We start from the raw sequence: 23524 nt of genomic DNA on the forward strand, positions 1-23524 counted from the left end.
TGACCTGCGGATCATGGTTGTCGGGGATTGAGGTATTAAAAATTTGAAGGTTGGATTTACGAACACAGTTATTTGTTAACTCCAATCTTCCCAACGCTTGCCTTCCGCATGCCAAGGCAAAGCAGGCTGGCTTCTGATTTTTTTGCTTCTACCATTTTGAATATGATGTGTTTCTATTGTGTCAAAGACTCTCTTTCCTTTACGGTTGAACCTCACCAAAAAAAGCACAATGGGCTCGGCGGAATCACCCCATTGGCTTTTAACGGCATTTAAATTATCGTCATAAAAATTGTTATCAGAATAGGTTACAAAAACTGAAAATTGGCATTTTTCTTTTGCTTCATATAACTGCCTAACTTCATTCACCTTTTCAATCTTTCTAGGTTCATACCACTCCCATTCTAAATTTGCAACTACGTTTTCAGCATTATCTTTCATAACAGCATCAGTTCTATTTCCATGCTCAAAATACATGAAATAACCAAGTAAATCCGAAGCAGTTCTAGCACAGAACCCTATATGGGTTGTCCATTCAGCTCTTGAGGCTATTTCTTTGTGCTCCTTTGTTAGGGGAAAGTCTCGATACCAAAGAACATTGAATAATGTTATGAAGTCCCTAGTTATGCGTTTCAATTTTTTTAATCCAAAAGAGTGGTCTTATAAAAAAAGCAGACACTTTGATTAAAAAGTAATTTGAGTGACACTTTTAGTGGTCGGTTACTTCTTATCTAAGTGCTTTTACCACGATAGCCCCGAATTTCTTGCCCATGATTTAAACATGGATTTAGCGGCAGGCCTATCTAATAAAATTTTATCATACCTTGCTTTGGCCTCTGACTCATTACCCGCAAGTAGTGCCGCAGAAATCGACTGTAAGGATGGTTGTTGTTTCAATTTATCGGATATATTTTTAATACTCGAATAATTCTGAAGCCAAGGAAAACCATACCTGGACATGTTTTCTGAAATTTCGTTAGCCAGGTTTAATATATCTGTATCATCTGATATATCCCACCAATAATCATTTCCATGCACTAATATTCCTAGACGCTCTCTTACAGTGGAATCATATTCTTTCGGTTTTAAGGGTATCTTTAAGCCAGATTTTTCAGAAATGACGTTACTTATTATGCCTAGATTTACAGAAAATTTTCCATCTACACCTAGATTACCTGAACTCGATTGTACATTTACTATATGCCAGCCATCTTCCACTTTTTTTAAGAAAGTACGGCCACTTTTCTTAAAACCATTTTCTTTCATGATTTTAGAGAGCCCTTCCTTGATTACCTTATCTATCTTTTTTCCGATTTCGCTCATCATCTCTCCAAATAAATCAACACCCAAAGCAGGGAATATTTTTTAACGCAGCGATGCAAAATTTTCCCGCCGCCTTGGTTTGTTATAGTCTCTTGTTATAGCTGTCGCGGTTAGAACCGGGAGTCGTTTTCACAAGGGATGCCGTCACGATCACCATCCATCTTTGTATTTGGGCAATTTCTTATAAAAAACTCAGCCTCGGCCCTGGATGTCATTTGACTGCAATGCTGGCGTCCGTCACACCTGAAGCTAGTTTGGGAAGTATGAACAGGTGCCTCCCTACGAGTTTCGGCTATTCCAGAAGAGCGCGGCATAGGGTTAGGCGTAGAATCTACATTTTTTGTGTAATAGTTCCACGCACCAAAGCCGATAAGTGCTACGAGAATAATTTTTTTCAAACTCAAGATCCTAAGTTGATAGAGCTATAACGCTAAACGAAGCGGCGGCTGAAAGCCGTCCGCCTTCCGTGACTTGTTACATGAGATATCCCTCAATTGCTTCCTGCACCCTCTTTGCGGAAACAACCGAAAACGTCTGGGATAATAGAAATAACCCAAAAACTATTAAAAACAGAGAAACTCCAATCACAACAAAAATTCCAGCTATCGATTGTGACTGAACGGCATTTGTCATTGCCAAAAACGGGAAACCTATTAACAACAATAAAACACCAGCTATCATATTGTACCAATAGCCAATCCTATCGAAATTCGATATTTTTACCTCTAATTTACCATCATTTATCTCTAAATGGCTTCTAGCTCTTATAAAATGAGAAATCGAAAGCTCTCTGTTCAGTCTTGCGTACCAATCAATGCATGCATCCCTAATAACCTTCTCCATCTTCACTTTATGGACCAGTCTAAAATATTCATTTTCTATTTCATCTTCGAAATGAACTTTCAGATTTCCATTTATCGAACCTATGGACACAGCCTCCTTCAATAGCTCAATCCTTCTCTTTTTATAGGTATCTGTGAAGGACAAGATATTTTTCAGGTTAAACAAAATACCCAAAACAATCGCGATGGAAAACGCGGCGTATTCTCCCTGAGAAATGAACTCAAACGCCTTGTCAAACATTCTTAAGCTTCCTTTTCATGTAATGCCCGTAACACTTGACCGAAAAAGCGTAGCTTTTTTGGGTCAAGTGCTTACGTTTGTTAGCAGTTTTCTTTAAACACTACTGTTCAGCCTTTTTCTCTTGCTGTTTCTTCCAGTCTTCATATCGTTGCTGACGAAGACGGCTTTCTTCTTCACGGTCAGCTGAAGAGTACGTATTCACCTGGAGCCTATTAGGTGATGAGTTAACTACCTTACCAAACTGCTCTGTTAGCTTATTCAAGTCATCAGCTATTTTATGTAAAGGGTCGCCTCCACCGACTTCAGAAACTCCCTTATACTCTTTGAAATCCACAACTAATTCATTTGAATACTGCTCACCGTTCACATCTGAAAATGTTATTTCGATTTTAAAAAAAGGGGAAAAAACATCGTCACCATCTAGCTTTCCTTTTAAATCAAAAAAGCTAAATAGGAAGCTCTCAACTTTTTGGCCTATACCAAGGGAATGTATTCCTTCTGAAAAAATATGAAGTTTCAAGAATTCATCAACTATAGGATTATCTGTATCAAAAATTTCGGACCCGCTACTATCTGAAAACTTAAATTTCAAATTTCGCGCTATTCCTTTACCAAGATTATTAATTTCCACCTCGATTAAATTAAAGGAAACTGGGCTATTTTTTAATCGAAGTGAAACGTTAGGGCGTATATTCTCTCGTTTGAGCTCGTTTACCTGTTCAATCTGTGCTTCACGCAGATACCAAGTTTCTTTTGCCAATATAAAAGTCAATATGGCAATTGCTACAGTTGCTAATGCACTAGTCCAAGAAGAAAGTGAATCAGCTGTAAGTAAGTTTGAGAGCTGTATTTGACTTCCTGTAACTAGGCCAAGAATAAATATTATAGGCGCAGCAACAACGCCGGAAACGATAAGTAAAGGGATCAAACTTCTTTCATTTTCACGTTTCACTATTTTCTCCTAGCCTGCTAACGCCGTGCTCTGGGGCAAACCGGAGCGAAGCGTAGGTTTGTCCCTAGCAGCACTTTGTTACACATTTTCATCATCGTTACCACCTGGTATATAAACTTTATCTTCTTCAATAGGATTAAGCGACAAGCAAAGCATGAATAAATTAAAAATAACAAATACAGCCATGCCGGCGTTGATGAACCGGTTAACCCAAAAGCCAAAGTCTTTATCTAGAAGAAGCTCCGCTTGTTGTGTAATCGTGATTAGGTTTTCGGCACCCAGAACAAGATAATTTAAGGCGAAAAGAGAGACTAGCGCAAAGCCCACATTCAGATTTACATGCTTGATCTTGATTTCCTCTTCATGCTTCTCAACTATATCTAGAACAACCTTGTCTTTTTTCTTCAACGCTCTATCTTTTATTAGTGACGGATAATGCCAGCCATCGCTAAGATTATTTTCCTTTGCCGAACTCCAAAACCATTTAAAATACACCCATGCAACACCTAATCTACTAATCTGGCGTAATGCTGGAAAAAATAGCGCCATTCCAAAGAAGAAAACACCAAGAAAAATAATTGCATTCGCTGCATTCACCTCCGGCTCATTTAGATTCTGAAACGAAGACAATATGTTCTTTCCAAAGAATATTACTAAACAAGAATCAAGCAGCAATATGAAGGAAGTAAAAAGCATGAAGTGCCGAAACTCCACTGCTTTTTCAACAAAACTGGTACTTGAAGCTACTATTTTTGAAATTGACGGTCCCGAATCAGACACGCTTCCTCCTTAGGTGTGTAACGCCCGCCTAACAGGCGTAAAATGCTTGGCTAAAATTAGGAACGAAGTGACGCAAGCCAAGCTTTTTACGTCCTTTGTTGAGGCGTTTGTTATACCTATTTATTTGCTAATTGTCCCTTTTTATAGCCTAAGTATTTTCGCCCTAGTTCATCAAGGATATATCCTGGAACATCTTTACCGTCATCATCTTCAACCATTGCGTTATACTTAATGAAATTTTGTGATTCTAATTGTTTTAAAGCAATTGATACTTTATCCAAGTCCAAGTTGAGTGTAGAGGCAATATCTGCTGCTATTTGAACATGCCCATCTTTTAATCCAGTATGTGCATTTAATATTTGATATTCAGTGTCGGTTAATTGAATTTTACTAGGATCTGCTTTCGGGTCGGGGGGAGTTAACTCAGAAAGTTTATGATACAACTCAGCGTTTTCTTCAGTGAGTGTCGTAATTATATCTTTGAGTTGATTTGTTGCATCTTGATTCTCAGATACTATTTTTCTGATTTGTTTGTCTTTGTCTAAAATCTCTTGTCTTAAAAGCAAAGACTGTTCGACCGAAAGTTGCTGTTTCATAGATAAAGATTGTTTCAAAGCTCTTTGAGCATGTTGTACTTTTTCCCATACCCAAAACGGTATATATGCAACAAGAGGATACAATAGCGCAATTAATGAACCTGCAATAACAGGGTAAATGATGTTGGTGTTTAGGTTACTATATTGCTCTGTGAATACTTGAAGTTTAGTTTCTATTTTTCCATCAGATAAAACCATATAAAGAATTGATTGCCAATTAAAATAAAACCACGAAATTGCAATACTTCCAATCAAGGGACTTGATATGCGTTCGTATAAATTTGCTTTAATTGATGTGCTTAATTCCTTAAACATAACTCTCCAAATAGGTATAACAGCCTATTTATAAGGTCTACTACCTTATAATAATTATTAGCGGGTATACCTTATAATGACCCAATATAAATTTAACCAATTGATAATTAACAGTTTTATTTCCATGACACCTGTAAAAAGGTAAATCTACGTATCGAAAGTGTGCTCAGCGGGTACAACGTACGCCAACCACCTGTGTCATCAATAACCAACACTATAATCAGATCATGCTCGACTGACCAGTCAACCTAAGTACAAACCCCAATATTCACATCCAGCCCGATACGGCCGAGTTCCAAACAAAAAAGCCCACCGATCTCTCGGCAGGCTTTTTCTCTAAGCGAATCACTGTTCAGGCGGGATGGTTACCTAAACGTAAACTCTCCGGCTTCCACATCCACCACGATCTCCCGACCCGGTTCGTACTCGCCGGCCAGCAACCGCTGCGCCAGCGGGTTTTCGATCCACTGCTGGATGGCTCGCTTCAGCGGACGTGCGCCGTAGATCGGCTCGAAGCCCACTTCCACCAGCTTGTCCATGGCGGTGCCGGTCAGCTTGATGCTCAACTCGCGCTCGGCCAGGCGACGGCGCAGACGATCCAGCTGGATCTCGGCAATCCCGGCCACTTGTTCCTTGCGCAGGCTGTGGAATACCACGACTTCGTCAATACGGTTGATCACTTCGGGGCGGAAGTGGGTTCCCACCGCTTCCATGACTGCCTGTTTCATCAGGTTGTAGTCATCGTCATCGCTGTAGTTCTGGATCAGGTCAGAGCCCAGGTTGGACGTCATCACCACAATGGTGTTGCGGAAGTCCACGGTGCGGCCCTGGCCATCGGTCAGGCGGCCGTCTTCCAACACCTGCAGCAGGATGTTGAACACATCCGGATGTGCCTTCTCCACCTCGTCCAGCAACAGCACCGAATAGGGTTTGCGACGTACCGCTTCGGTCAGATAACCGCCTTCCTCGTAACCCACATAGCCCGGAGGCGCACCAATCAGACGGGCCACGGAATGTTTCTCCATGAATTCGGACATATCGATCCGCACCATGGCGTCCTCGGTATCAAACAGGAAGCTGGCCAGTGCCTTGCACAACTCGGTTTTGCCCACCCCGGTCGGGCCGAGGAACAGGAAGGAGCCGTTGGGACGATTAGGGTCCGACAGACCGGCACGAGAACGACGCACCGCGTTGGACACGGCCACTACGGCTTCGGCCTGGCCAACCACACGGCGGTGCAGCTCGTCTTCCATGCGCAGCAGTTTTTCACGCTCGCCTTCCAGCATTTTGCTGACCGGGATGCCGGTCCAGCGCGCCACCACTTCGGCCACTTCTTCTTCGGTCACCTTGTTGCGCAGCAGTTTGTGCTCTTCGGCCTGCTGTTCGGTGCTGTCGGCGGCCTGCAGCTGTTTTTCCAGTTCGGGAATTTTGCCGTACTGCAACTCGGACATTTTGCCCAGATCACCGGCGCGGCGTGCCTGCTCCATCTCGACACGGGCCTGGTCAAGCTGCTCCTTGATCTGCTGCGAACCCTGCAGGCTGGCTTTCTCGGCCTTCCACACCTCGTCGAAGTCGGAGTATTCCTTCTCCAGCTTGCTGATGTTCTGTTCCAGCTCTTCCAGACGTTTACGAGCCGCATCGTCCTTCTCTTTCTTTAGCGCTTCGCGTTCCATCTTCAGCTGGATCAGACGACGGTCGAGACGGTCCATCTCTTCCGGCTTGGAGTCCATCTCCATGCGGATACGGGAACCGGCTTCATCCACCAGGTCGATCGCCTTGTCCGGCAGCTGACGGTCGGTGATGTAGCGCTGACTCAGTTTGGCCGCTGCGATAATCGCCGAGTCGGTGATATCCACGCCGTGGTGAATCTCGTAGCGCTCCTTGAGGCCACGCAGGATGGCGATGGTGTCCTCTTCCGAGGGTTCGTCGACAATCACCTTCTGGAAACGACGTTCCAGCGCGGCATCCTTCTCCACGTACTGACGATACTCATCCAGTGTGGTGGCACCGACACAGTGCAACTCGCCACGGGCCAATGCCGGTTTAAGCATGTTGCCCGCATCCATGGCACCTTCGCCCTTGCCGGCACCCACCATGGTATGCAGTTCGTCGATAAACAGGATGATCTGCCCTTCCTGCTTGGCCAGTTCGTTCAGCACGCCTTTCAGGCGTTCTTCAAATTCGCCACGGAACTTGGCACCGGCAATCAGGGCGCCCATATCCAGCGACAGCACCTTCTTGCGCTTAAGGCCTTCGGGCACTTCACCGTTGACGATGCGCTGCGCCAATCCTTCAACGATGGCGGTCTTGCCCACACCGGGTTCGCCGATCAGGACCGGGTTGTTCTTGGTACGGCGCTGCAGCACCTGGATGGTGCGGCGAATTTCGTCGTCACGACCGATCACCGGGTCCAGCTTGCCGGACTCGGCACGCTCGGTCAGATCGATACAGTACTTGTCCAATGCCTGACGGGTCTCTTCCGCGTTGGGGTCGTTCACGCTTTCGCCTCCACGTACGTTATTGATCGCACTCTCCAAGGCCGGGCGCGTCACGCCACAGGCTTTCAGCACTTTGCCGGCATCGCTCTTGTCATCCAGCATCGCCAGCAGCATGAGTTCGCTGGCGATGTACTGGTCGCCGCGCTGCTGCGCCAGCTTGTCGGTCAGGTTGAACAGGCGCGCCATATTCTGTGACAGGCGGATTTCGCCATCCGGGCTGCTGACGACCGGCAGGCGGTCCAGCGCTTCACCCACTTGAGCGGTCAGCGTCATGCGGTCGGCACCGGCCTGGCGCAGCAAGGGCGCCACCGATCCGTTCTGCTGCTGCAAAAAAGCGGCCAGCAGGTGGATCGGTTCCATCATGTTGTGGTCCTTGCCGATCGCCAGTGATTGGGCGTCGGACAAGGCTTCCTGCAGTCGTGAAGTAAATTTGTCGGGTCGCATGAGGTCTCCTGTGGATCTCTCTGTGCCAAGGTCCGACACACGCAGTCAGACATGTAGGCGTTTCTGTTACTACTATAGATAGGGTCGATCCAGGGCGCTTCAAGAGTGCGGGGCAATTAAATTAGTCAAAACTTATACAGAGGTAGACCGTCTTATTTCTGTAACGACACACTGTTAAAAAAGCTTATCGCTTCATATGCTTATAGATAACAGGACCGACACAATGAATCAGCACCCGCACATTGACCCTGAAGATCATCCGGAACTGGAACACACCGATTTTGATCGCCTGACCGCCAAGGGCGTCAGCCGCCGCAGCTTTCTGCTGGGCAGTGCCGGTGCCATGGGCCTGTTCCTGGCCGCCAATCCGCTGACCCAGGCCGTAGCAGCCGTCACACGCCCGATGTCCAGCCCGCTGCTGGGCTTCAAGGCCGTTCCCGCCAGCACCGCCGACACTTTCGTGGTGCCCGAAGGTTACGTCGCCAAGCCGCTGATTGCCTGGGGCGACCCGATCCTGAAAGGTGCCCCGGCGTTTGACGAGTCCGGTACCCAGAATGCCAACGCCCAGGCCGGACAGTTTGGCGACAACACCGATGGCATGAGCTTTTTCCCGCTGACCGAGGACAGAGCACTGCTGGCGGTCAACAATGAATACACCAATTATGAATACCTTTTTGCGCATCAGGGCAAACAGGCTCTGAACGCCGATGAGGTACAGAAATCTCAGGCGGCGCATGGTGTTTCCATCTTCGAAATTCGCCGTAACGCTCAGGGCGAATGGCAGGTGGCATCCGCGTCCGACCATAACCGTCGCATTACCGCCTATACCCCGATGGAACTGACCGGCCCCGCTGCCGGACACTCACTGATGCGTACAGCGCATGACCCGGAAGGCAAGTACCCGCTGGGCACCTTCAACAACTGCGCCAATGGCCAGACGCCCTGGGGCACCTATCTGACCTGTGAAGAAAACTTCCACAAGTACTTCGCAGCACCGGAAGACGCGCCGGACGTCGAGCTGCCCGCTCGTGACAAGCGCTACGGCCTCAAGTCAGGCAACCGGGACTTCCAGTGGTATCGCCATGACGAGCGTTTCGATCTGAGCAAGCACCCGAATGAACCGCACCGTTTTGGCTGGGTAGTCGAGATCGATCCGATGGACCCCACGTCCACGCCGAAGAAACGCACCGCGCTGGGACGCTTCAAGCATGAAAATGCGGCTCTGACCATCGATCCTTCCGGTCACGTAGTGGTGTATCTGGGCGATGACGAGCGTGGCGAGCACCTATACAAGTTTGTTTCCAAAGGCCTGTACAACGCGGATGACCAGAAGGCCAACCGTGATCTGCTGGAAGACGGCACCCTCTACGTGGCCCGCTTCTCGGCCAAGGACGGTGAGACCAAGGGTCTGGGCGAGTGGATCGAGCTGACCCACGGCAAGAACGGCCTGACCGCCGAGAACGGCTTTGCCGACCAGGCGGAAGTGCTGATCTTCGCCCGTGAAGCCGCCACTCGGGTAGAAGCTACCACCATGGACCGCCCGGAATGGGTTGCTGTACACCCGAACAACAAGGCCGTGTTCTGCACCCTGACCAATAACAAGAACCGTGGTCAGGACGGCCAGCCGGTGGGTGGCCCCAACCCTCGCGCCAAGAACAACTACGGACAGATCGTACGCTGGTGGCCCCATGAGGGCAGCCATGTGGATAACCGTTTCAGCTGGGACCTGTTTGCCGTGGCCGGCAACCCGACCACCGCCAAGGGACTCTATGCCGGCAGTGACAACATCAATGCCGAGAACATGTTCAACAGCCCCGACGGACTGGGCTTCGATGATGCCGGTCGCCTGTGGATACAAACAGACGGCAAGTATTCCAATGCGGGTGAATATGCGGGCATGGGCAATAACCAGATGCTCTGCGCCGACCCGGAGAGTGGCGAGATCCGTCGTTTCGCCACCGGCCCCGTCGCCTGTGAAATCACCGGTCTGGCGTTCTCACCCGATCAGCGCACGGTGTTCATCGGTGTACAGCACCCCGGCGAAGATCTGGCACCGTCCCACTTCCCGGCCGGCGGCACCAGCAAGCCTCGCTCCACCATCATGATGGTACAGCGCAAGGACGGCGGCATTATCGGCAGCTGATTCGTCATCTTCGGAACATCAAGGGCTGTACCGCCAGGCGGGCAGCCCTTTTGTGTTTCTGTCCGCTACACTGAAACCGCTACCGTCGATCAACCGCCCTGTTCGCTCGCCTTCATACCGGGTTCAGTCGGACTGTTGTCTCATACAGGCAGACTATCAGCGGGCAGATCCACACCTTCTTGCCCAACCGTTGGGGGGAGACACCATGAGAAAACTGATTCAGGCCCTGTCCCTGGCAGCACTGCTGCCAACAGCTGCCATGGCCGACGATTTGACACTGGACTCAGCAGTTGGTGGCGCGGTCGGCGGAGCCATCGGCGGCGCATTGGGGGCCGAGCTGGGGGGCCGTGATGGCGCCATCGCCGGATCAGGCATCGGCGCGGCCGTCGGTACGGCAATCAACACCCGTGAGCATCGTGACCGCGATCATGATCGTGACGATTACCGAAGAAGGGATGACCGTCGCTATCGCGAATACCGCGAAGAACACCACCATCATTACCGGGGCGAACGCCGCAACGGTTCCGGTTTCTGTCCTCCCGGACAGGCGAAAAAGGGACGTTGCTGATCCCCAGGCTGCGCACTGTACAGCCAGCCGGTGCCGGTCAACGACCGGCGCCGAACCTCAGGCTATCCAGATCAGGCTCGCCATGCGCCCGGTGCGACCGTCGCGCCGGTAGGAAAAGAACAGATCCTGCTCGGTATAGGTGCAGTGCTCACCTCCCGTAATCATGCTCACACCCGCCGCCTGCAAGCGCAGGGTTGCCAGCCTGTACAGGTCCGCCAGCCAGCGGTCGGCATGTGCAGGAGAAGGTCTGAACGCGGCGATGGCCTCCGCATCCCTCGCCATAAAGGCACTGCGAACCTCAGACCCGACTTCAAACGCCTGCGGCCCGATTGCAGGACCCAGCCAGACGCGAACACGCTCGGGCTCATGGAAAGTGTCCAGAGTTGCTTCCAGCACCCCGTTCAGCAGTCCACGCCACCCCGCATGCGCCGCCGCAACCTGCTCACCACGTTCATCCGCGAACAGAACCGGCAGACAATCGGCCGTCATCACCGCACATACCACACCCGGTGTCCGGGTCCAGCAGCCGTCGGCCTCACGCACCACGCCATCGGCACGCGCTTCCACCACCTGAACACCGTGTACCTGTGTCAGCCACTGAGGCTGCGCCAATGCCAGCGAGGTCTGCAGGCGGCACCGATTTTCGGCAACCGCCCCAGGCCGATCACCCACATGGTCACCCAGATTCAGACTGTCCCAGGGCGCTTCGCTGACCCCGCCTGCGCGGGTGGTACTCAACGCCTGCACACCGGGCGCCAGCATCTGTTCAGGACGGATCAGTTTCATAGTTCGTAGTCGTACTCGTCGGCGTCACGTTTCAGAACGGCCAGCAGCTTCTGCATGTCTTCCGGCAGATCCACCTCCCAGGACACCAGCTCGCCGCTACTCGGATGCCAGAGTTCCAGCTTTTTGGCATGCAGGGCCTGACGCTTGAAGCCGCGCAACATGCTCTGCATCGCCGGACTGCATCCCTTGGGCAGACGGAAACGACCACCGTACAAAGGATCGCCCACCAGCGGATAATTGATATGCGCCATATGGACGCGGATCTGGTGGGTACGGCCGGTTTCCAGCTTCAAACGGATATGCGTATGGGCCCGGAATTTTTCCAGCACCCGATAATGCGTGACCGCTTCCTTGCCCAGCCCCACCACCGCCATTTTCTGACGCTGCTTGGCGTGACGCCCCATGGGTTCATCCACACAGCCGCCGCCGGTCATGACGCCATGCACTACCGCTTCATACTCTCGCCCCATGCTGCGATCCTGCAACTGGGCTACGATTTCCGTCTGGGCCGCAATGGTTTTGGCAACCACCATCAAGCCGGTGGTGTCCTTGTCCAGACGGTGCACGATACCGGCACGCGGCACCTGAGCAATATCGGGACAATGATGCAGCAACGCATTCATCAGTGTTCCGCTGTCATGCCCTGCCGCCGGGTGCACCACCAGACCGGCCGGTTTGTTCAGCACCAGAATGTCATCGTCTTCGTACACGATATCCAGCGGGATGGGTTCGGCTTCGTGATGCTCGATCCGTGCCAGCTCGGTGCGCACTTCAATCAGCTCGCCACCGTTGAGCTTGTCACGCGGTCGCCAGCTCTCGCCATCAACCTTGAGATTGCCGTCCTTGATCCAGCCCTGAATACGCGAGCGGGAGTAGTCCGGAAAGAGCTGTGCGGCGGCCTGATCCAGGCGCACGCCATACATCTCGGCCGGTACTTGTACTTCGAGTTCTAGCTGTTCTGACATCTGTATGATTCTTCGTCGGCGGAGGTTTGGGCATGGGCTCCGGTTATGTTTAAATAGACCGGAAATTACCTGGCCAGTATAACTGAATCCGGCCATTCACGCCGAATCCGGCTCCAGTATCAGGAATGATAAACATGCGACCCTTGAAAGTATTCGCCACAGTAGCGCTTTTCAGCCTGCTTTCCGCCTGCTCCTGGTTTGGGGGGGAAAAGGAAGTGGCCCCGGATGTGCCCGAACAACAGCTGTATGACGAAGCACTGAGTGCACTGGAAGCGGACAACTACACCCTGGCGATTGAAAAGCTGCAGTTGCTGGAAGCACGCTATCCGTTCGGTCGCTTCTCCGAACAGGCCCAGCTGGAACTGATTTACGCCTACTTCCACAACTATGAGCCGGAAGCCGCCCGTGCCGCCGCCGACCGTTTCGTGCGCCTGCACCCCAACCACGAAAACGTGGATTATGCGTACTACCTGAAAGGCCTGACCGCCTTCGAGGAAGACCGCTCCTTTTTTGAAAAATACCTGCCTATCGATGTCAGCCAGCGCGACCCCGGCGCAGCGCTGGATTCCTTCGAAAGCTTCTCGACGCTGCTGAGACGCTATCCGGACAGCGAATACGCGCCCGACGCACAAAAGCGCATGCAGTACCTGAAAAACCGTCTGGCTACTCATGAGATCCATGTTGCCGCCTACTACATGAAACGCGAAGGCTGGGTCGCTGCTGCCAACCGGGGACGCTATGTGGTGGAAAACCTGCAGGAAACTCCGGCCGTACCTGATGCACTGGCCATTATGGCCGAAGCCTATACCGAGCTGGGCATGCACGACCTGGCTCAGAACTCGCTGGAAGTCCTGCGCCTGAACTACCCGGATTATCAGATCCGTCCCTTCAAGAAGGCGCGCGCCACACTGATGCAAACCGCGACCTTTGGTCTGGTCGGTGGGGAAGAACCCGCCGAACCGGCCCGCCCGGTACCACCGGCCGAGCGCCTGCGCAGCGAAATGCACGAGCAGCAGGATGCAAAAGCGGCAACGGAAGAAGACCGTTCGCTGTTCAGCCGCATGACCTTCGGCGTATTTGATGACGACGAGGAAGAAGCCGCGCAATAACGCCTCTTCCTTCCACACCAGACACGAAAAGGGCCGGCATTTGCCGGCCCTTTTGCGTTTCGAGAGACACGATAAAACCGTTCAGAGTCCCGCCTTCCAGCCCGAGGTAATCGGATAGCGGCGGTCACGACCAAAGCCGCGCTGAGTAACCCGCGGCCCCACCGGAGCCTGACGTCGCTTGTACTCGTTGATATCCACCAGCCGCACCACTCGATTCACATCGGCCGCAGCAAACCCCTCGTCGATGATCGCCTGCGCTGAGTAGTCCCGCTCCACGTACAGTTCAAGAATGCGATCCAGCACGTCATAGTCCGGCAGACTGTCCTGATCGGTCTGATCCGGTGCCAATTCGGCCGAAGGCGGTCGGTCGATTACCCGTTGCGGAATCACCGGCGACAGGGTATTGCGATACCGGGATAACCGGTATACCAGCGTTTTGGGAATATCCTTGAGCACATCAAAGCCCCCTGCCATATCACCATACAAGGTGGAATAACCCACCGCGATTTCACTCTTGTTGCCGGTCGTCAAAACCAGATAGCCTTTTTTGTTGGAAACCGCCATCAACAGTACACCACGACAGCGGGCCTGCAGGTTTTCCTCGGTGGTGTCCGGTGCGTACCCATCCAGCTGGGTGCGCAACTGCTGCATGAAGCTGTCGTACAACGGCTCGATGGAAATCACGTCGTACGCGATCCCCAGCGCTCGGGCCTCAGCCTCGGCATCCTCCAGGCTCATGGAGGATGTCCAGCGGAACGGCATCATGATCGCTTCGACTCGTTCAGGTCCCAGTGCATCAACCGCCACGGCGACACTCAAAGCCGAATCGATCCCCCCCGACAGTCCCAGCACCACGCCGGGAAAACCGTTCTTGTTGACGTAATCGCGGACCCCAAGCACCAGCGCCTGATAGACGCTGGCTTCAAGCGTCAGCGCCGGAGCTGAAGCCTGTTCGGGAGTGAGCTGACCGCTGGCAGCATCAAACGTCGCCGTGTACAGTCCCTCGCTGCAATGATCCCCCTGGAACAGCGCCTCGCCCTGAGCCGAGACCAACAGCGAGCTGCCGTCAAAGACCAGCTCGTCCTGACCACCAACCTGGTTCAGGTAGACCACCGGCGCCTGCACCTGTCGGGCTCGCTGTGTCAGTATGTCCAGACGCTGATGTTCCTTGCCCATATGGTAGGGCGAGGCATTCAGACTCAATACCAGATCGATATCGGCTTCAGCCAGCTGAGCGGCGGGCGCACTGTGCCAGATATCCTCACAGATACTCAGACCGATACGCACGTCACGGCATTCGAAAACCCCTGCTCGATCACCCGCCACAAAGTAACGCTGCTCGTCGAACACCTGGTAGTTGGGCAAACACTGCTTGGCATATTCACAGATCAGCTCACCGTCACGAATCACACCCGCCATATTGTACAAGGCACCTTCGCGATAGCCGGGATAGCCCAGCACCAGCGTAATCCCGCCGACCTCTTTCTTGATCCGTTCCAGTGCCTGCTGAATGCGGCCTTCCAGGCTTGGGCGTAGCAGCAGGTCCTCCGGTGGATAGCCGCTCAGCGCCAGTTCGGGAAACAGCACCAGGTCGGCCTGGTACTCATCCCGCGCTTCAAGTGCCGTGGCGATAATACGATCGGTATTGCCGGGGATGTCCCCGACCAGCAAGTTCAGCTGGGCCATCAGGACCCGTATCGGTGTGCTCATCGATCTCCCGCTATTTGTCAGCGTGCAGTTAAACGTCCAGCCGGAGAGTATGCATCAGGATTGATCACGGGTGAACGCTCCAGCAGCAGATCAGCCAGCAATCGGGTCGATGCCGGTGCCAGCACCAGCCCGTTGCGGTAATGCCCCGTATTCAGATGCAGTCCGTCCCAGCCCGGTACCGCGCCAATGAAGGGCACCCCTTCCGGCGATCCCGGACGCAGTCCTGCCCAATGGCGTTCCACTTCGTAATCGGCCAGCTCGGGTACGATGCGTGTGGCCGTATCAAACAGTGACTGACGTGCTTCTTCGGTAGGCGTCTTGTCGAAGCCGGCATGTTCCAGCGTACTGCCGACCAATACCCGGCCATCGTTGCGCGGAATCACATAGCGACCGTCCAGCATCACCACTCGATCGACCACGCCCGGCGCCGCCTTGAACACCATCATCTGTCCACGCACCGGCTCTACCGGCAGCGCCAATCCCAACTGAGCCAAAATCTGTCCGCTCCAGGCACCGCCCGCCAGAATTACATTATCCGCCTTGTGCTCACCCTGGGCGGTCCTGACACCGGTCACCCGCTGTCCGAAGGTCGTAAAGCCCGTGACCTCGCTGTCTTCGCACAGCGTGATATTGGCCTGCAGCTGTGCACTCTTGCGCAGTGATTGACCCAACCGCGGATTGCGAATGCTGGCCACTTCCGGCATCCAGATCGCTGACTCGAACCCCGGCCCCACGTGCGGCTCGGTCTGGTAGATGAAATCCGACTCGACCCGTGTCATGGGACGATGAAAGCGCTGTGCCCAGGCCAGCGCGGTTTGCTCTTCCTGCGCTTCTACCTGCAGCATCAACATGCCCTTCTGGCGCAACTCAGGGTCGCAGCCGGTTTCGGCGAGCAGTTCCTGCGACAAATGGACATAACTGGTTTGTGACCACAGCGCCAGAGCAGTGATCTCGTCCTGGTAGCGCCAGGGGTACAAGGGCGAAACGATCCCGCCCCCGGCCCAGGAGGCTTCGCGCGCACTCTGGCCACGCTCCAGTACCTTGACCCTGGCTCCGGCCTGGGCCAACAGACGTGCCGTCATCAAACCGATGACTCCGGCACCTACAATCAGAAAATCAGACATGGATCGACGCTCCCTCATTACGTCTTGAGACACAATCGTGGATGATATGGTTGCTGTATCATGGTTCCGGAGTAACCCGTGTCGAGCGCACACGTCCCATCAGGGACAGGATGACATGATGTTCACGGACACTGTCGGGCACACGCACGCGAAAGGTGCCGTTGGAACCGCCCAGGGCCGTCCCGTCCGGCTGGTACACCAGCCTGTCGCCCCGGTTCCAGAGTATGGTCGCAGCTGATGGAAAGTTCGCAACGTAAAACACTGTTTCATCATTGTTCACGCTGCCGTTCTGATCCTGATCAACAAAGATCAAGCCACCCTGCCACTGAGCCACTCCCTGATGCGCCGTGCCAGCACATTGCAGCCCGTTGTCGGAACGGCACAGGGTCACACGGCGGTTCTGCGCGATCGCTGTAGAACGCGTCAGGACCAGCAGGCCGATCAGATCGGATTCGACGGCACTGAGCCGGGTATTGGCCAAGAGCGCGGTAAACGAAGGCGGTGCCAGAGCAGCCAAAATACACAGAATAGTGATGCCGAGCATCAGCTCGACCAGCGTCAGTCCCCGCTGAACAGGGGCCGGCGGTATACGGCGATCATCCATGATCAACCTCTTTGATTCAATTCCTTGGCGGTTTGTCCCTAAACCGCAGCCATCAAGGATTGATCAAAAAGCGTTCAGCTGTCAAGCGATCGCTTTCACGTCCACTTCAAAGATCAACGTCTTGCCCGCCAGCGGGTGGTTGAAGTCCACCGTCACCTTGGTGTCATTGAAATCGATGATCACGCCCGGCAACTCGCCGCCCGGCTCCTGAAAGGAAAATACCAGCCCTGGCTCCAGTTCCATATCCTTGAACTGGCTACGCGGCATCACCTGAATATTGCTCGGGTTATGCATGCCAAAACCGCGTTCGGGCGCGATGGTCAGCGAAGCCTGCTCGCCCTCTTTCAGCCCCAGCAGCGCCTGCTCAAAGCCTTCCGGGATGTTGCCGTCGCCAAAGGTAAACTGTGCCGGTGCCTTGTCGAAGTTGCTGTCGATCACCTGGCCATCCTCCAGCTTGATCGCGAAGTGCATAGTAATGGCCTTGCCCGGGCCAATAACCGCGTCTGTCATTCTCGGGTTCCTGTATCAGAGGTTTCATTGCCACCCAGGAAAAACATGTCAACCAGCAGCAGGCATGTTCCCAGCGTGATGGCACAGTCGGCAATATTGAAGGCCGGGAAGTAATAGCCGTTCCAGTGCAGTGAAATGAAATCCACCACATGCCCGTGCACGGTGCGATCGTAAAGGTTGCCCAGCGCTCCGCCCAACACCAGTGCCAGTCCGATCCCCAGACATTTTTGGGCCTTCGGTGTACGCCACATCCAGTGCAGCAGGAAGGCACTCATGCCCACGGCGATGGCCACAAACAGCCAGCGTTGCCAGCCACCGGCCGTTGCCAGGAAGCTGAACGCCGCTCCCGTATTGTAAAGCAGGGTCAGATCAAACACCGGCAGCAGTGGTACGGGGTTGGCGTAGATCAGCTGGGTATCGGCCAGGTACTTGCTGACCAGATCCAGCACAACCACTCCCAGGCTCAGCCAGAGCCAGCGCAATGCACTGGCTCCCCGCGTATCAGTCATGGATGCAGTCATCAGGCAAATTCGCGCTGTTCGCCCTCGCCTTCCACGTTGCTCACACAGCGACCACACAGCTCGGGATGCTCGCTGTTGTGGCCGACATCCTCGCGATGGTGCCAGCAGCGGCCACACTTGGCATGTCCGGATGCCGCTACGGCCACTTTCAACCCGTCAACCTCGGTGGTACGTGCGTCGGCAGCAGCGGTCAGCGGCTGCAGAGCCGCCTTGGAGGTGATCAGGACGAAGCGCAGTTCGTCACCCAGTCGCTCCAGATCTGTCCGCAGGGCATCATCGACAAACAGAGTCGCTTCCGCCGCCAGCGAGGCCTTGACCAGCTTTTCGTTACGGGCGTCTTCAAGGCACTTGTTGACGGCGCCTTTCACTGCCATCACACGCTGCCAGAAATCATTGCCGAGCGCCTCGTCTTCGGCCAGTTCGAACAGGCCGTCATACCAGGTGGTCAACAGGATGGAGTCGCGATGCTCGCCCGGCAGGGCCGCGTAGATCTCTTCAGCGGTGAAGCTGAGGATCGGAGCCACCCAGCGCACCAGCGCCTGCGCGATATGGAACAGCGCAGTCTGGCAGGAGCGACGGGCCAGAGAATCCGGCTTGGTGGTGTACTGGCGGTCCTTGATGATATCCAGGTAGAAGCCGCCCAGCTCCTGCACACAGAAGTGGTGCACCTGCTGGTACACATCCAGGAAGCGGTAGCTGTCGTAGGCCGCAATCACCTTTTTCTGCAGCTGTGCCGCCGCATCAACCGCCCAGCGGTCCAGCGCCAGCATGTCAGCCGCATCAACCATGTGCTCGGCCGGATCAAAGCCATTCAGGTTGGCCAGCAGGAAGCGCGAGGTGTTGCGGATACGGCGGTAGCTGTCGGCCGTGCGCTGCAGGATCTGCTTGGACACGGCCATCTCGCCGGAGTAGTCGGTCGAGGCCACCCACAGGCGCAGGATATCGGCACCCAGGCTATCGGTCACTTCCTGCGGCGCGATCACGTTACCGAGCGACTTGGACATCTTGTAGCCCTTTTCATCGACGGTAAAGCCGTGTGTCAGCACCTGCTTGTAGGGTGCGCAGCCATTAATGGCGATGGACGTTTTCAGCGATGACTGGAACCAGCCACGGTGCTGATCGGACCCTTCCAGGTACATGTCGGCCGGGAAACTCAGACCTTCACGCTCGCGCAGTACGGCATGGTGGGTCACGCCGGAGTCGAACCAGACGTCCAGGGTGTCGGTCACCTTATCGTAATCGGCTACTTCCGCACCCAGCAGTTCGGCAGCATCCAGTTCAAACCAGGCATCGATGCCTTCCGCTTCGATTTTCTCGGCCACCTGCTCGATCAGAGCGGCGGTATTCGGATGCAATTCGCCGGTCTGCTTGTGGGTAAACACGGTGATCGGCACACCCCAGGTACGCTGACGAGACACACACCAGTCCGGGCTCTGGTCAACCATGGACTCGATTCGGTTCTGCCCCCATTCCGGGAACCACTGTACCCCCTTGATGGCATCCAGCGCCTGGCTTTTCAGACCCTTGGCATCCATGGACACGAACCACTGCGGCGTGGCACGGTAGATCAACGGGGTTTTGGTACGCCAGCAGTGCGGGTAGCTGTGCTCAAAACGCTTCAGGTGCACCAGCTTGCCTTCCCGCTCCAGCGCTTCACACACGGGGCCATCCGCCTTGTAAACATGAACGCCGGCGAATTCACCCGCCGCATCCGTGTACGTACCGTTGCCCTGCACCAGATTGAGCGTACTCAGGCCATAGGACTGACCCACCATGAAGTCTTCCATACCGTGGTCGGGCGCCGTATGCACCGCACCGGTACCGGCATCGGTGGTGACATGGTCGCCAAGGATCACCGGCACCTGCTTGTCGTAGATCGGATGCTGCAACTGCAGCAGTTCCAGCGCACTGCCGTTGCAGGTCGCCAGCACGTCGAACTTGTCCACTCCCCAGCGCGCCATGATGTCATCCACCATTTCCGCCGCCAGTACCATACGGTCCACACCCTGCTCGGTGTGCGCTTCCACCAGCGCGTAGTCCAGTTCACCATTCAGTGAGACCGCCTGGTTGGCCGGGATGGTCCAGGGTGTGGTGGTCCAGATCACCACAGAGACCGGTGCTTCGTTGGCCGCCGCGTCAAACAGCGCCAGCACCTTGTCCTGATCCACAAAGGTGAAGCGCACGTCGATGGATGTCGATGTTTTGTCCTGGTACTCCACTTCGGCCTCGGCCAGTGCGGACTGACCGACCACACTCCAGTAGACCGGCTTGTAGCCTTTCACCAAATGACCGTTTTCGATGATTTTGCCCAGCGCACGCACGATATTGGCTTCGGTATCGAAGTTCATCGTCAGGTAGGGCTTATCCCAGTCGCCCAGCACGCCCAGACGGATGAAGTCGGCTTTCTGCCCGGCTACCTGCTCGGCGGCATAGTCACGGCACTTCTGGCGGAATTCACGGTAGGGCACCTTGTCCCCGGCCTTGCCGATCAGCGTTTCGACCTTATGCTCGATCGGCAGCCCGTGGCAGTCCCAACCCGGCACGTAGGGCGCGTCGAAACCGCTCAGGGTCTTGGATTTGATGATCATGTCCTTGATCACCTTGTTGACCGCATGACCGATGTGGATGCTGCCGTTGGCGTAGGGAGGGCCATCGTGCAGGATAAACGTTTTGCGTCCCTTGCCTTCTTCGCGCAGCTGACGATAGAGGTCAATCTTGTCCCAGTGCTCCAGCCAGGCCGGTTCTCGGTTAGGCAGATTGCCGCGCATCGGGAATGCCGTTTCCGGCAGGTTCAGGGTCGCTTTGTAGTCGGTCATAACAGGTCGCTTCCAGGGGTAAGGTCAGTCTTGTGCAGTCTGGTCGAACCAGGCTCGGACATGGTCAATATCGGTTTCGATCTGGGCCTTGAGCGCATCAATCCCGTCGAACGCACGCTCGTTACGAACAAAGTGAAGAAACTCGACCCGCATCAGGCGGCCGTACAGTTCTTCACCTTGATAATCCAGCAAATGGACTTCCAGCACCGGCTGGCGGCCATTTACCGTGGGGCGAATGCCCACATTGCAAACACCGGGCAGGCACTGGCCATCGATTTCGGCACGTACGGCAAATACGCCACGCAGCGGGCAGGCATAGCGATGCATACGCACGTTGGCCGTGGGCACACCCAGCTGGCGGCCCAGCTTCTGGCCATGCATCACCCGGCCGGTCACGGCATAACGCCAGCCCAGCAGCGCGGCCGCCAGTTCGAAATCGTTCTGCTGCAGGGCCGTGCGGATACGGGTACTGCTGACCCGATCACCGGCCAGTTGATAGGTGGTTGTGCCTTCGACACTGAAACCGTGGCGCTTGCCCGCCGCACACAGCATGTCGAAGTCGCCACGACGATCACAGCCGAAGCGGAAGTCGTCACCCACCACAAAGTGCTGTACCGCCAGGCCTTGCAACAGCAATTCATCGATAAAGGCTTCCGCCGACATACTGCGCAGGCGGCTGTTGAACGTAAGACACACCACCCGGTCAATGCCTTCGGCCTCGAGCAGACGCACTTTCTCGTCAAACCGGGTCAGGCGCGGCGGTACCTCCGCACCACCGAAAAACTCGCGCGGTTGCGGTTCAAAAATGATCACCACACCGGGCAGGCCCAGTTCGGCAGCCTTGGCCTTCACCTGGGCCAGCACCTTGCGGTGGCCCTGATGAACGCCATCAAAATTGCCGATCGTGGCAACACAGCCACGGTGTCGGTCTCTCAGATTGTGTAAGCCTCGTATCAATTCCATGCAGTTGCTGAGCCGGCGCCAGAAATATGGACTGCGCAGTATATCGCACTCTGGCCACTGCGAGTACCGCTCAGAAAGTGTTCAACCACGCAAATGACGCAGACGCAGCCCCGTTGCCAGCAGCGTCAGCAGATAAGCACCACCGCCGGCCAGGACCAACAGCGCCATCCACTGTATCCGCGTCCAGAGGTCGGCCTGCAGCCAATCGCCCTGCTGCTGCAGGATCATCAACACGGTTAACACCAGCACCGCCGACGCACTGAACAGGCGAAGCAGCATGGCGCTCCAGCCCGGCTGCCAACGGAACACACCTTCTTTCAGCAGGCCATGCAGCAGCCAGCCGGCATTCATGAACGCCGACAGGGAAGTCGCCAGCGCCAGCCCGGCATGATCCAGCGGCCACACCAGGATCAGATTCAGCACCATATTGGCGATCATCGCCTTGACCGCGATTTTCACCGGCGTTTTGGTGTCCTGACGCGCAAAGTAGCCCGGCGCCAACACCTTGATCAGCATGAATGCCAGCAGCCCGAAGGCATAGGCCCGCAGACTGAAAGCCGACATCAAAACGTCACGATCGGTCATCTCGCCGTAGTGGAACAGAGTCGCGATCAGCGGTTCGGCCAGCAACGCCAGCGCCAGCGCCGCCGGCACGCCGATCAGCAGAATCATGCGCACCCCCCAATCGAGCATCTGCGCAAAGCGGTCCGGGTTCTGCGCCGCATGCGTACGCGACAGGCTCGGCAGAATCACCGTGGCAATGGCAATGCCAAAAACGCCCAGCGGCAGCTCTGAGAGGCGATCGGAGTAATACAGCCAGGACACGCTGCCGGTTTGCAGGAAGGACGCCAGTACCGTATCGAGCAACAGATTGATCTGCGCTACCGAGACGCCAAACAGCGCCGGCAGCATCAGCTTGAGGATGCGGCGCACGCCTTCATCCCTGAATCCCGGCTGGGGCAATGGCAACAGCCGCAACCGGGCCAGAAAAGGCAGCTGAAACAGCAGCTGCACCGCACCGGCCATGAGTACTCCCCAGGCCAGCGCCATCACCGGTGTTGCCAGCAGCGGACTCAGCCAGACCGCCGACCCGATCAGGCAGAGGTTCAGCAACACCGGCGTAAATGCAGGTACGGCAAAGCGCTCGTAGCTGTTAAGCACCGCACCACAGAATGCGGTCAGCGAGATCAGCAGCAGATAAGGGAAGGTGATCCGCAACATGTCTGCGGCCAACGTGAATTTCTCACCCCCGGCCATGTAAAAGCCGGGCGCAAACAGGGCCGCCAGCAGAGGGGCTCCAATAACGGCCAGCACGGTCACCGCCACCAGCACCGAACCCAACGAGCCAGCCACCCGGTTAACCAGTTGCTGCACCGAAGCCAGGTCTCGTTGCGTGCGATATTCCGACAGCACGGGCACAAAGGCCTGGGAAAAGGCCCCTTCGGCAAACAGGCGCCGCAAGAAGTTGGGAATTTTGAACGCCACGAAGAAGGCATCGGCACTGCCGCTGGCACCGAAATAACCGGCGATGACCACGTCACGCACCAGGCCCAACACCCTGGACAGCAGAGTCATGATGCCGACGATTCCACTGGAGCGCAGCAGCCCCGCACCTTTTTTCTGTGTTTGCTCCGTCACGCTCGACCCTTACCACTTGCAAAAATGTGCGCCGATCATAGCTCTGATTACAAAACAGACAAAGTCCGGCATCGAAACA

General features: G+C 54.7%; 21 protein-coding genes. 3 read left to right on the plus strand and 18 right to left on the minus strand.

Translation table 11 applies throughout. The annotated features are described in order from the left end of the window. Positions 1 to 75: 75 nt before the first annotated feature. The 8 genes from H1S06_RS01800 to clpB form a co-directional block, all read right to left on the minus strand. A complete protein-coding gene (locus H1S06_RS01800; protein ID WP_220183723.1) occupies positions 76 to 633 on the minus strand; it encodes a hypothetical protein in 558 nt (185 codons plus the stop codon). Between the two features lie 105 nt (positions 634 to 738). Beyond that, positions 739 to 1320, minus strand: a complete 582-nt coding sequence (locus H1S06_RS01805) for a DUF4304 domain-containing protein (protein ID WP_181736614.1) — start codon at positions 1318 to 1320, stop codon at positions 739 to 741. A gap of 110 nt (positions 1321 to 1430) precedes the next feature. Next, a complete protein-coding gene (locus tag H1S06_RS01810) occupies positions 1431 to 1634 on the minus strand; it encodes an excalibur calcium-binding domain-containing protein (RefSeq protein WP_220183725.1) in 204 nt (67 codons plus the stop codon). A gap of 160 nt (positions 1635 to 1794) precedes the next feature. Further along, positions 1795 to 2403 carry a hypothetical protein gene (locus tag H1S06_RS01815; RefSeq protein ID WP_181736618.1) on the minus strand — a complete coding sequence of 203 codons (609 nt, stop codon included), beginning with the start codon at positions 2401 to 2403 and terminating at the stop codon, positions 1795 to 1797. A 100-nt stretch (positions 2404 to 2503) separates the two neighbouring features. Beyond that, positions 2504 to 3355, minus strand: coding sequence for a hypothetical protein (locus H1S06_RS01820; RefSeq protein WP_181736621.1), 852 nt, complete (start codon positions 3353 to 3355; stop codon positions 2504 to 2506). Positions 3356 to 3433: 78 nt separating this feature from the next. Then, positions 3434 to 4135 (minus strand): hypothetical protein, encoded by a 702-nt coding sequence (locus H1S06_RS01825; RefSeq protein WP_181736623.1) that lies wholly within the window; start codon positions 4133 to 4135, stop codon positions 3434 to 3436. Positions 4136 to 4251: 116 nt separating this feature from the next. Further along, a complete protein-coding gene (locus H1S06_RS01830; RefSeq protein WP_181736624.1) occupies positions 4252 to 5046 on the minus strand; it encodes a hypothetical protein in 795 nt (264 codons plus the stop codon). 365 nt (positions 5047 to 5411) lie between these two features. Then, on the minus strand, positions 5412 to 7988 hold the full coding sequence (gene clpB / locus H1S06_RS01835; protein ID WP_181736626.1) for an ATP-dependent chaperone ClpB: 2577 nt from the start codon (positions 7986 to 7988) through the stop codon (positions 5412 to 5414). A 223-nt stretch (positions 7989 to 8211) separates the two neighbouring features. Between clpB and H1S06_RS01840 the strand changes: the two genes are divergently transcribed. Then, positions 8212 to 10131 carry a PhoX family protein gene (locus H1S06_RS01840; protein ID WP_181736628.1) on the plus strand — a complete coding sequence of 640 codons (1920 nt, stop codon included), beginning with the start codon at positions 8212 to 8214 and terminating at the stop codon, positions 10129 to 10131. A gap of 205 nt (positions 10132 to 10336) precedes the next feature. Then, the gene (locus H1S06_RS01845; RefSeq protein WP_181736630.1) at positions 10337 to 10699 is read left to right on the plus strand and encodes a glycine zipper domain-containing protein; all 363 of its coding nucleotides are present in this window, start codon (positions 10337 to 10339) and stop codon (positions 10697 to 10699) included. A gap of 57 nt (positions 10700 to 10756) precedes the next feature. On the opposite strand, the gene pgeF is transcribed toward H1S06_RS01845, so the two are convergent. Next, positions 10757 to 11485 carry a peptidoglycan editing factor PgeF gene (pgeF, locus tag H1S06_RS01850; protein ID WP_181736632.1) on the minus strand — a complete coding sequence of 243 codons (729 nt, stop codon included), beginning with the start codon at positions 11483 to 11485 and terminating at the stop codon, positions 10757 to 10759. Continuing rightward, positions 11482 to 12450 carry a 23S rRNA pseudouridine(1911/1915/1917) synthase RluD gene (rluD, locus tag H1S06_RS01855; protein WP_181736634.1) on the minus strand — a complete coding sequence of 323 codons (969 nt, stop codon included), beginning with the start codon at positions 12448 to 12450 and terminating at the stop codon, positions 11482 to 11484. The genes pgeF and rluD overlap by 4 nt, the downstream gene beginning before the upstream one ends. A gap of 134 nt (positions 12451 to 12584) precedes the next feature. Here rluD and H1S06_RS01860 point away from each other — a divergent pair, with 134 nt between their 5' ends. Further along, a complete protein-coding gene (locus H1S06_RS01860) occupies positions 12585 to 13559 on the plus strand; it encodes an outer membrane protein assembly factor BamD (RefSeq protein WP_181736636.1) in 975 nt (324 codons plus the stop codon). An 81-nt stretch (positions 13560 to 13640) separates the two neighbouring features. On the opposite strand, the gene H1S06_RS01865 is transcribed toward H1S06_RS01860, so the two are convergent. The 8 genes from H1S06_RS01865 to murJ form a co-directional block, all read right to left on the minus strand. After that, positions 13641 to 15269, minus strand: coding sequence for an NAD+ synthase (locus tag H1S06_RS01865; protein WP_181736637.1), 1629 nt, complete (start codon positions 15267 to 15269; stop codon positions 13641 to 13643). Positions 15270 to 15286: 17 nt separating this feature from the next. Then, positions 15287 to 16393: a glycine oxidase ThiO gene (thiO, locus tag H1S06_RS01870; RefSeq protein WP_181736639.1), complete on the minus strand. Its 1107-nt coding sequence runs from the start codon at positions 16391 to 16393 to the stop codon at positions 15287 to 15289. Positions 16394 to 16451: 58 nt separating this feature from the next. Then, entirely contained in the window at positions 16452 to 16997 is a 546-nt protein-coding gene (locus H1S06_RS01875; protein WP_181736738.1) for a GspH/FimT family pseudopilin, read from the minus strand. An 81-nt stretch (positions 16998 to 17078) separates the two neighbouring features. Continuing rightward, positions 17079 to 17507: an FKBP-type peptidyl-prolyl cis-trans isomerase gene (locus tag H1S06_RS01880; RefSeq protein ID WP_181736641.1), complete on the minus strand. Its 429-nt coding sequence runs from the start codon at positions 17505 to 17507 to the stop codon at positions 17079 to 17081. Next, entirely contained in the window at positions 17504 to 18016 is a 513-nt protein-coding gene (gene lspA, locus H1S06_RS01885) for a signal peptidase II (RefSeq protein WP_255482868.1), read from the minus strand. The genes H1S06_RS01880 and lspA overlap by 4 nt, the downstream gene beginning before the upstream one ends. 11 nt (positions 18017 to 18027) lie before the next feature. Further along, positions 18028 to 20844: an isoleucine--tRNA ligase gene (gene ileS, locus H1S06_RS01890; protein ID WP_181736645.1), complete on the minus strand. Its 2817-nt coding sequence runs from the start codon at positions 20842 to 20844 to the stop codon at positions 18028 to 18030. 24 nt (positions 20845 to 20868) lie between these two features. Next, the gene (ribF, locus tag H1S06_RS01895; RefSeq protein ID WP_181736647.1) at positions 20869 to 21807 is read right to left on the minus strand and encodes a bifunctional riboflavin kinase/FAD synthetase; all 939 of its coding nucleotides are present in this window, start codon (positions 21805 to 21807) and stop codon (positions 20869 to 20871) included. Positions 21808 to 21888: 81 nt separating this feature from the next. Next, positions 21889 to 23382: a murein biosynthesis integral membrane protein MurJ gene (gene murJ, locus H1S06_RS01900; protein WP_407658767.1), complete on the minus strand. Its 1494-nt coding sequence runs from the start codon at positions 23380 to 23382 to the stop codon at positions 21889 to 21891. Positions 23383 to 23524: the final 142 nt, after the last annotated feature.

This window comes from Marinobacterium marinum, assembly GCF_013868415.1.
Lineage (GTDB): Bacteria > Pseudomonadota > Gammaproteobacteria > Pseudomonadales > Balneatricaceae > Marinobacterium > Marinobacterium marinum.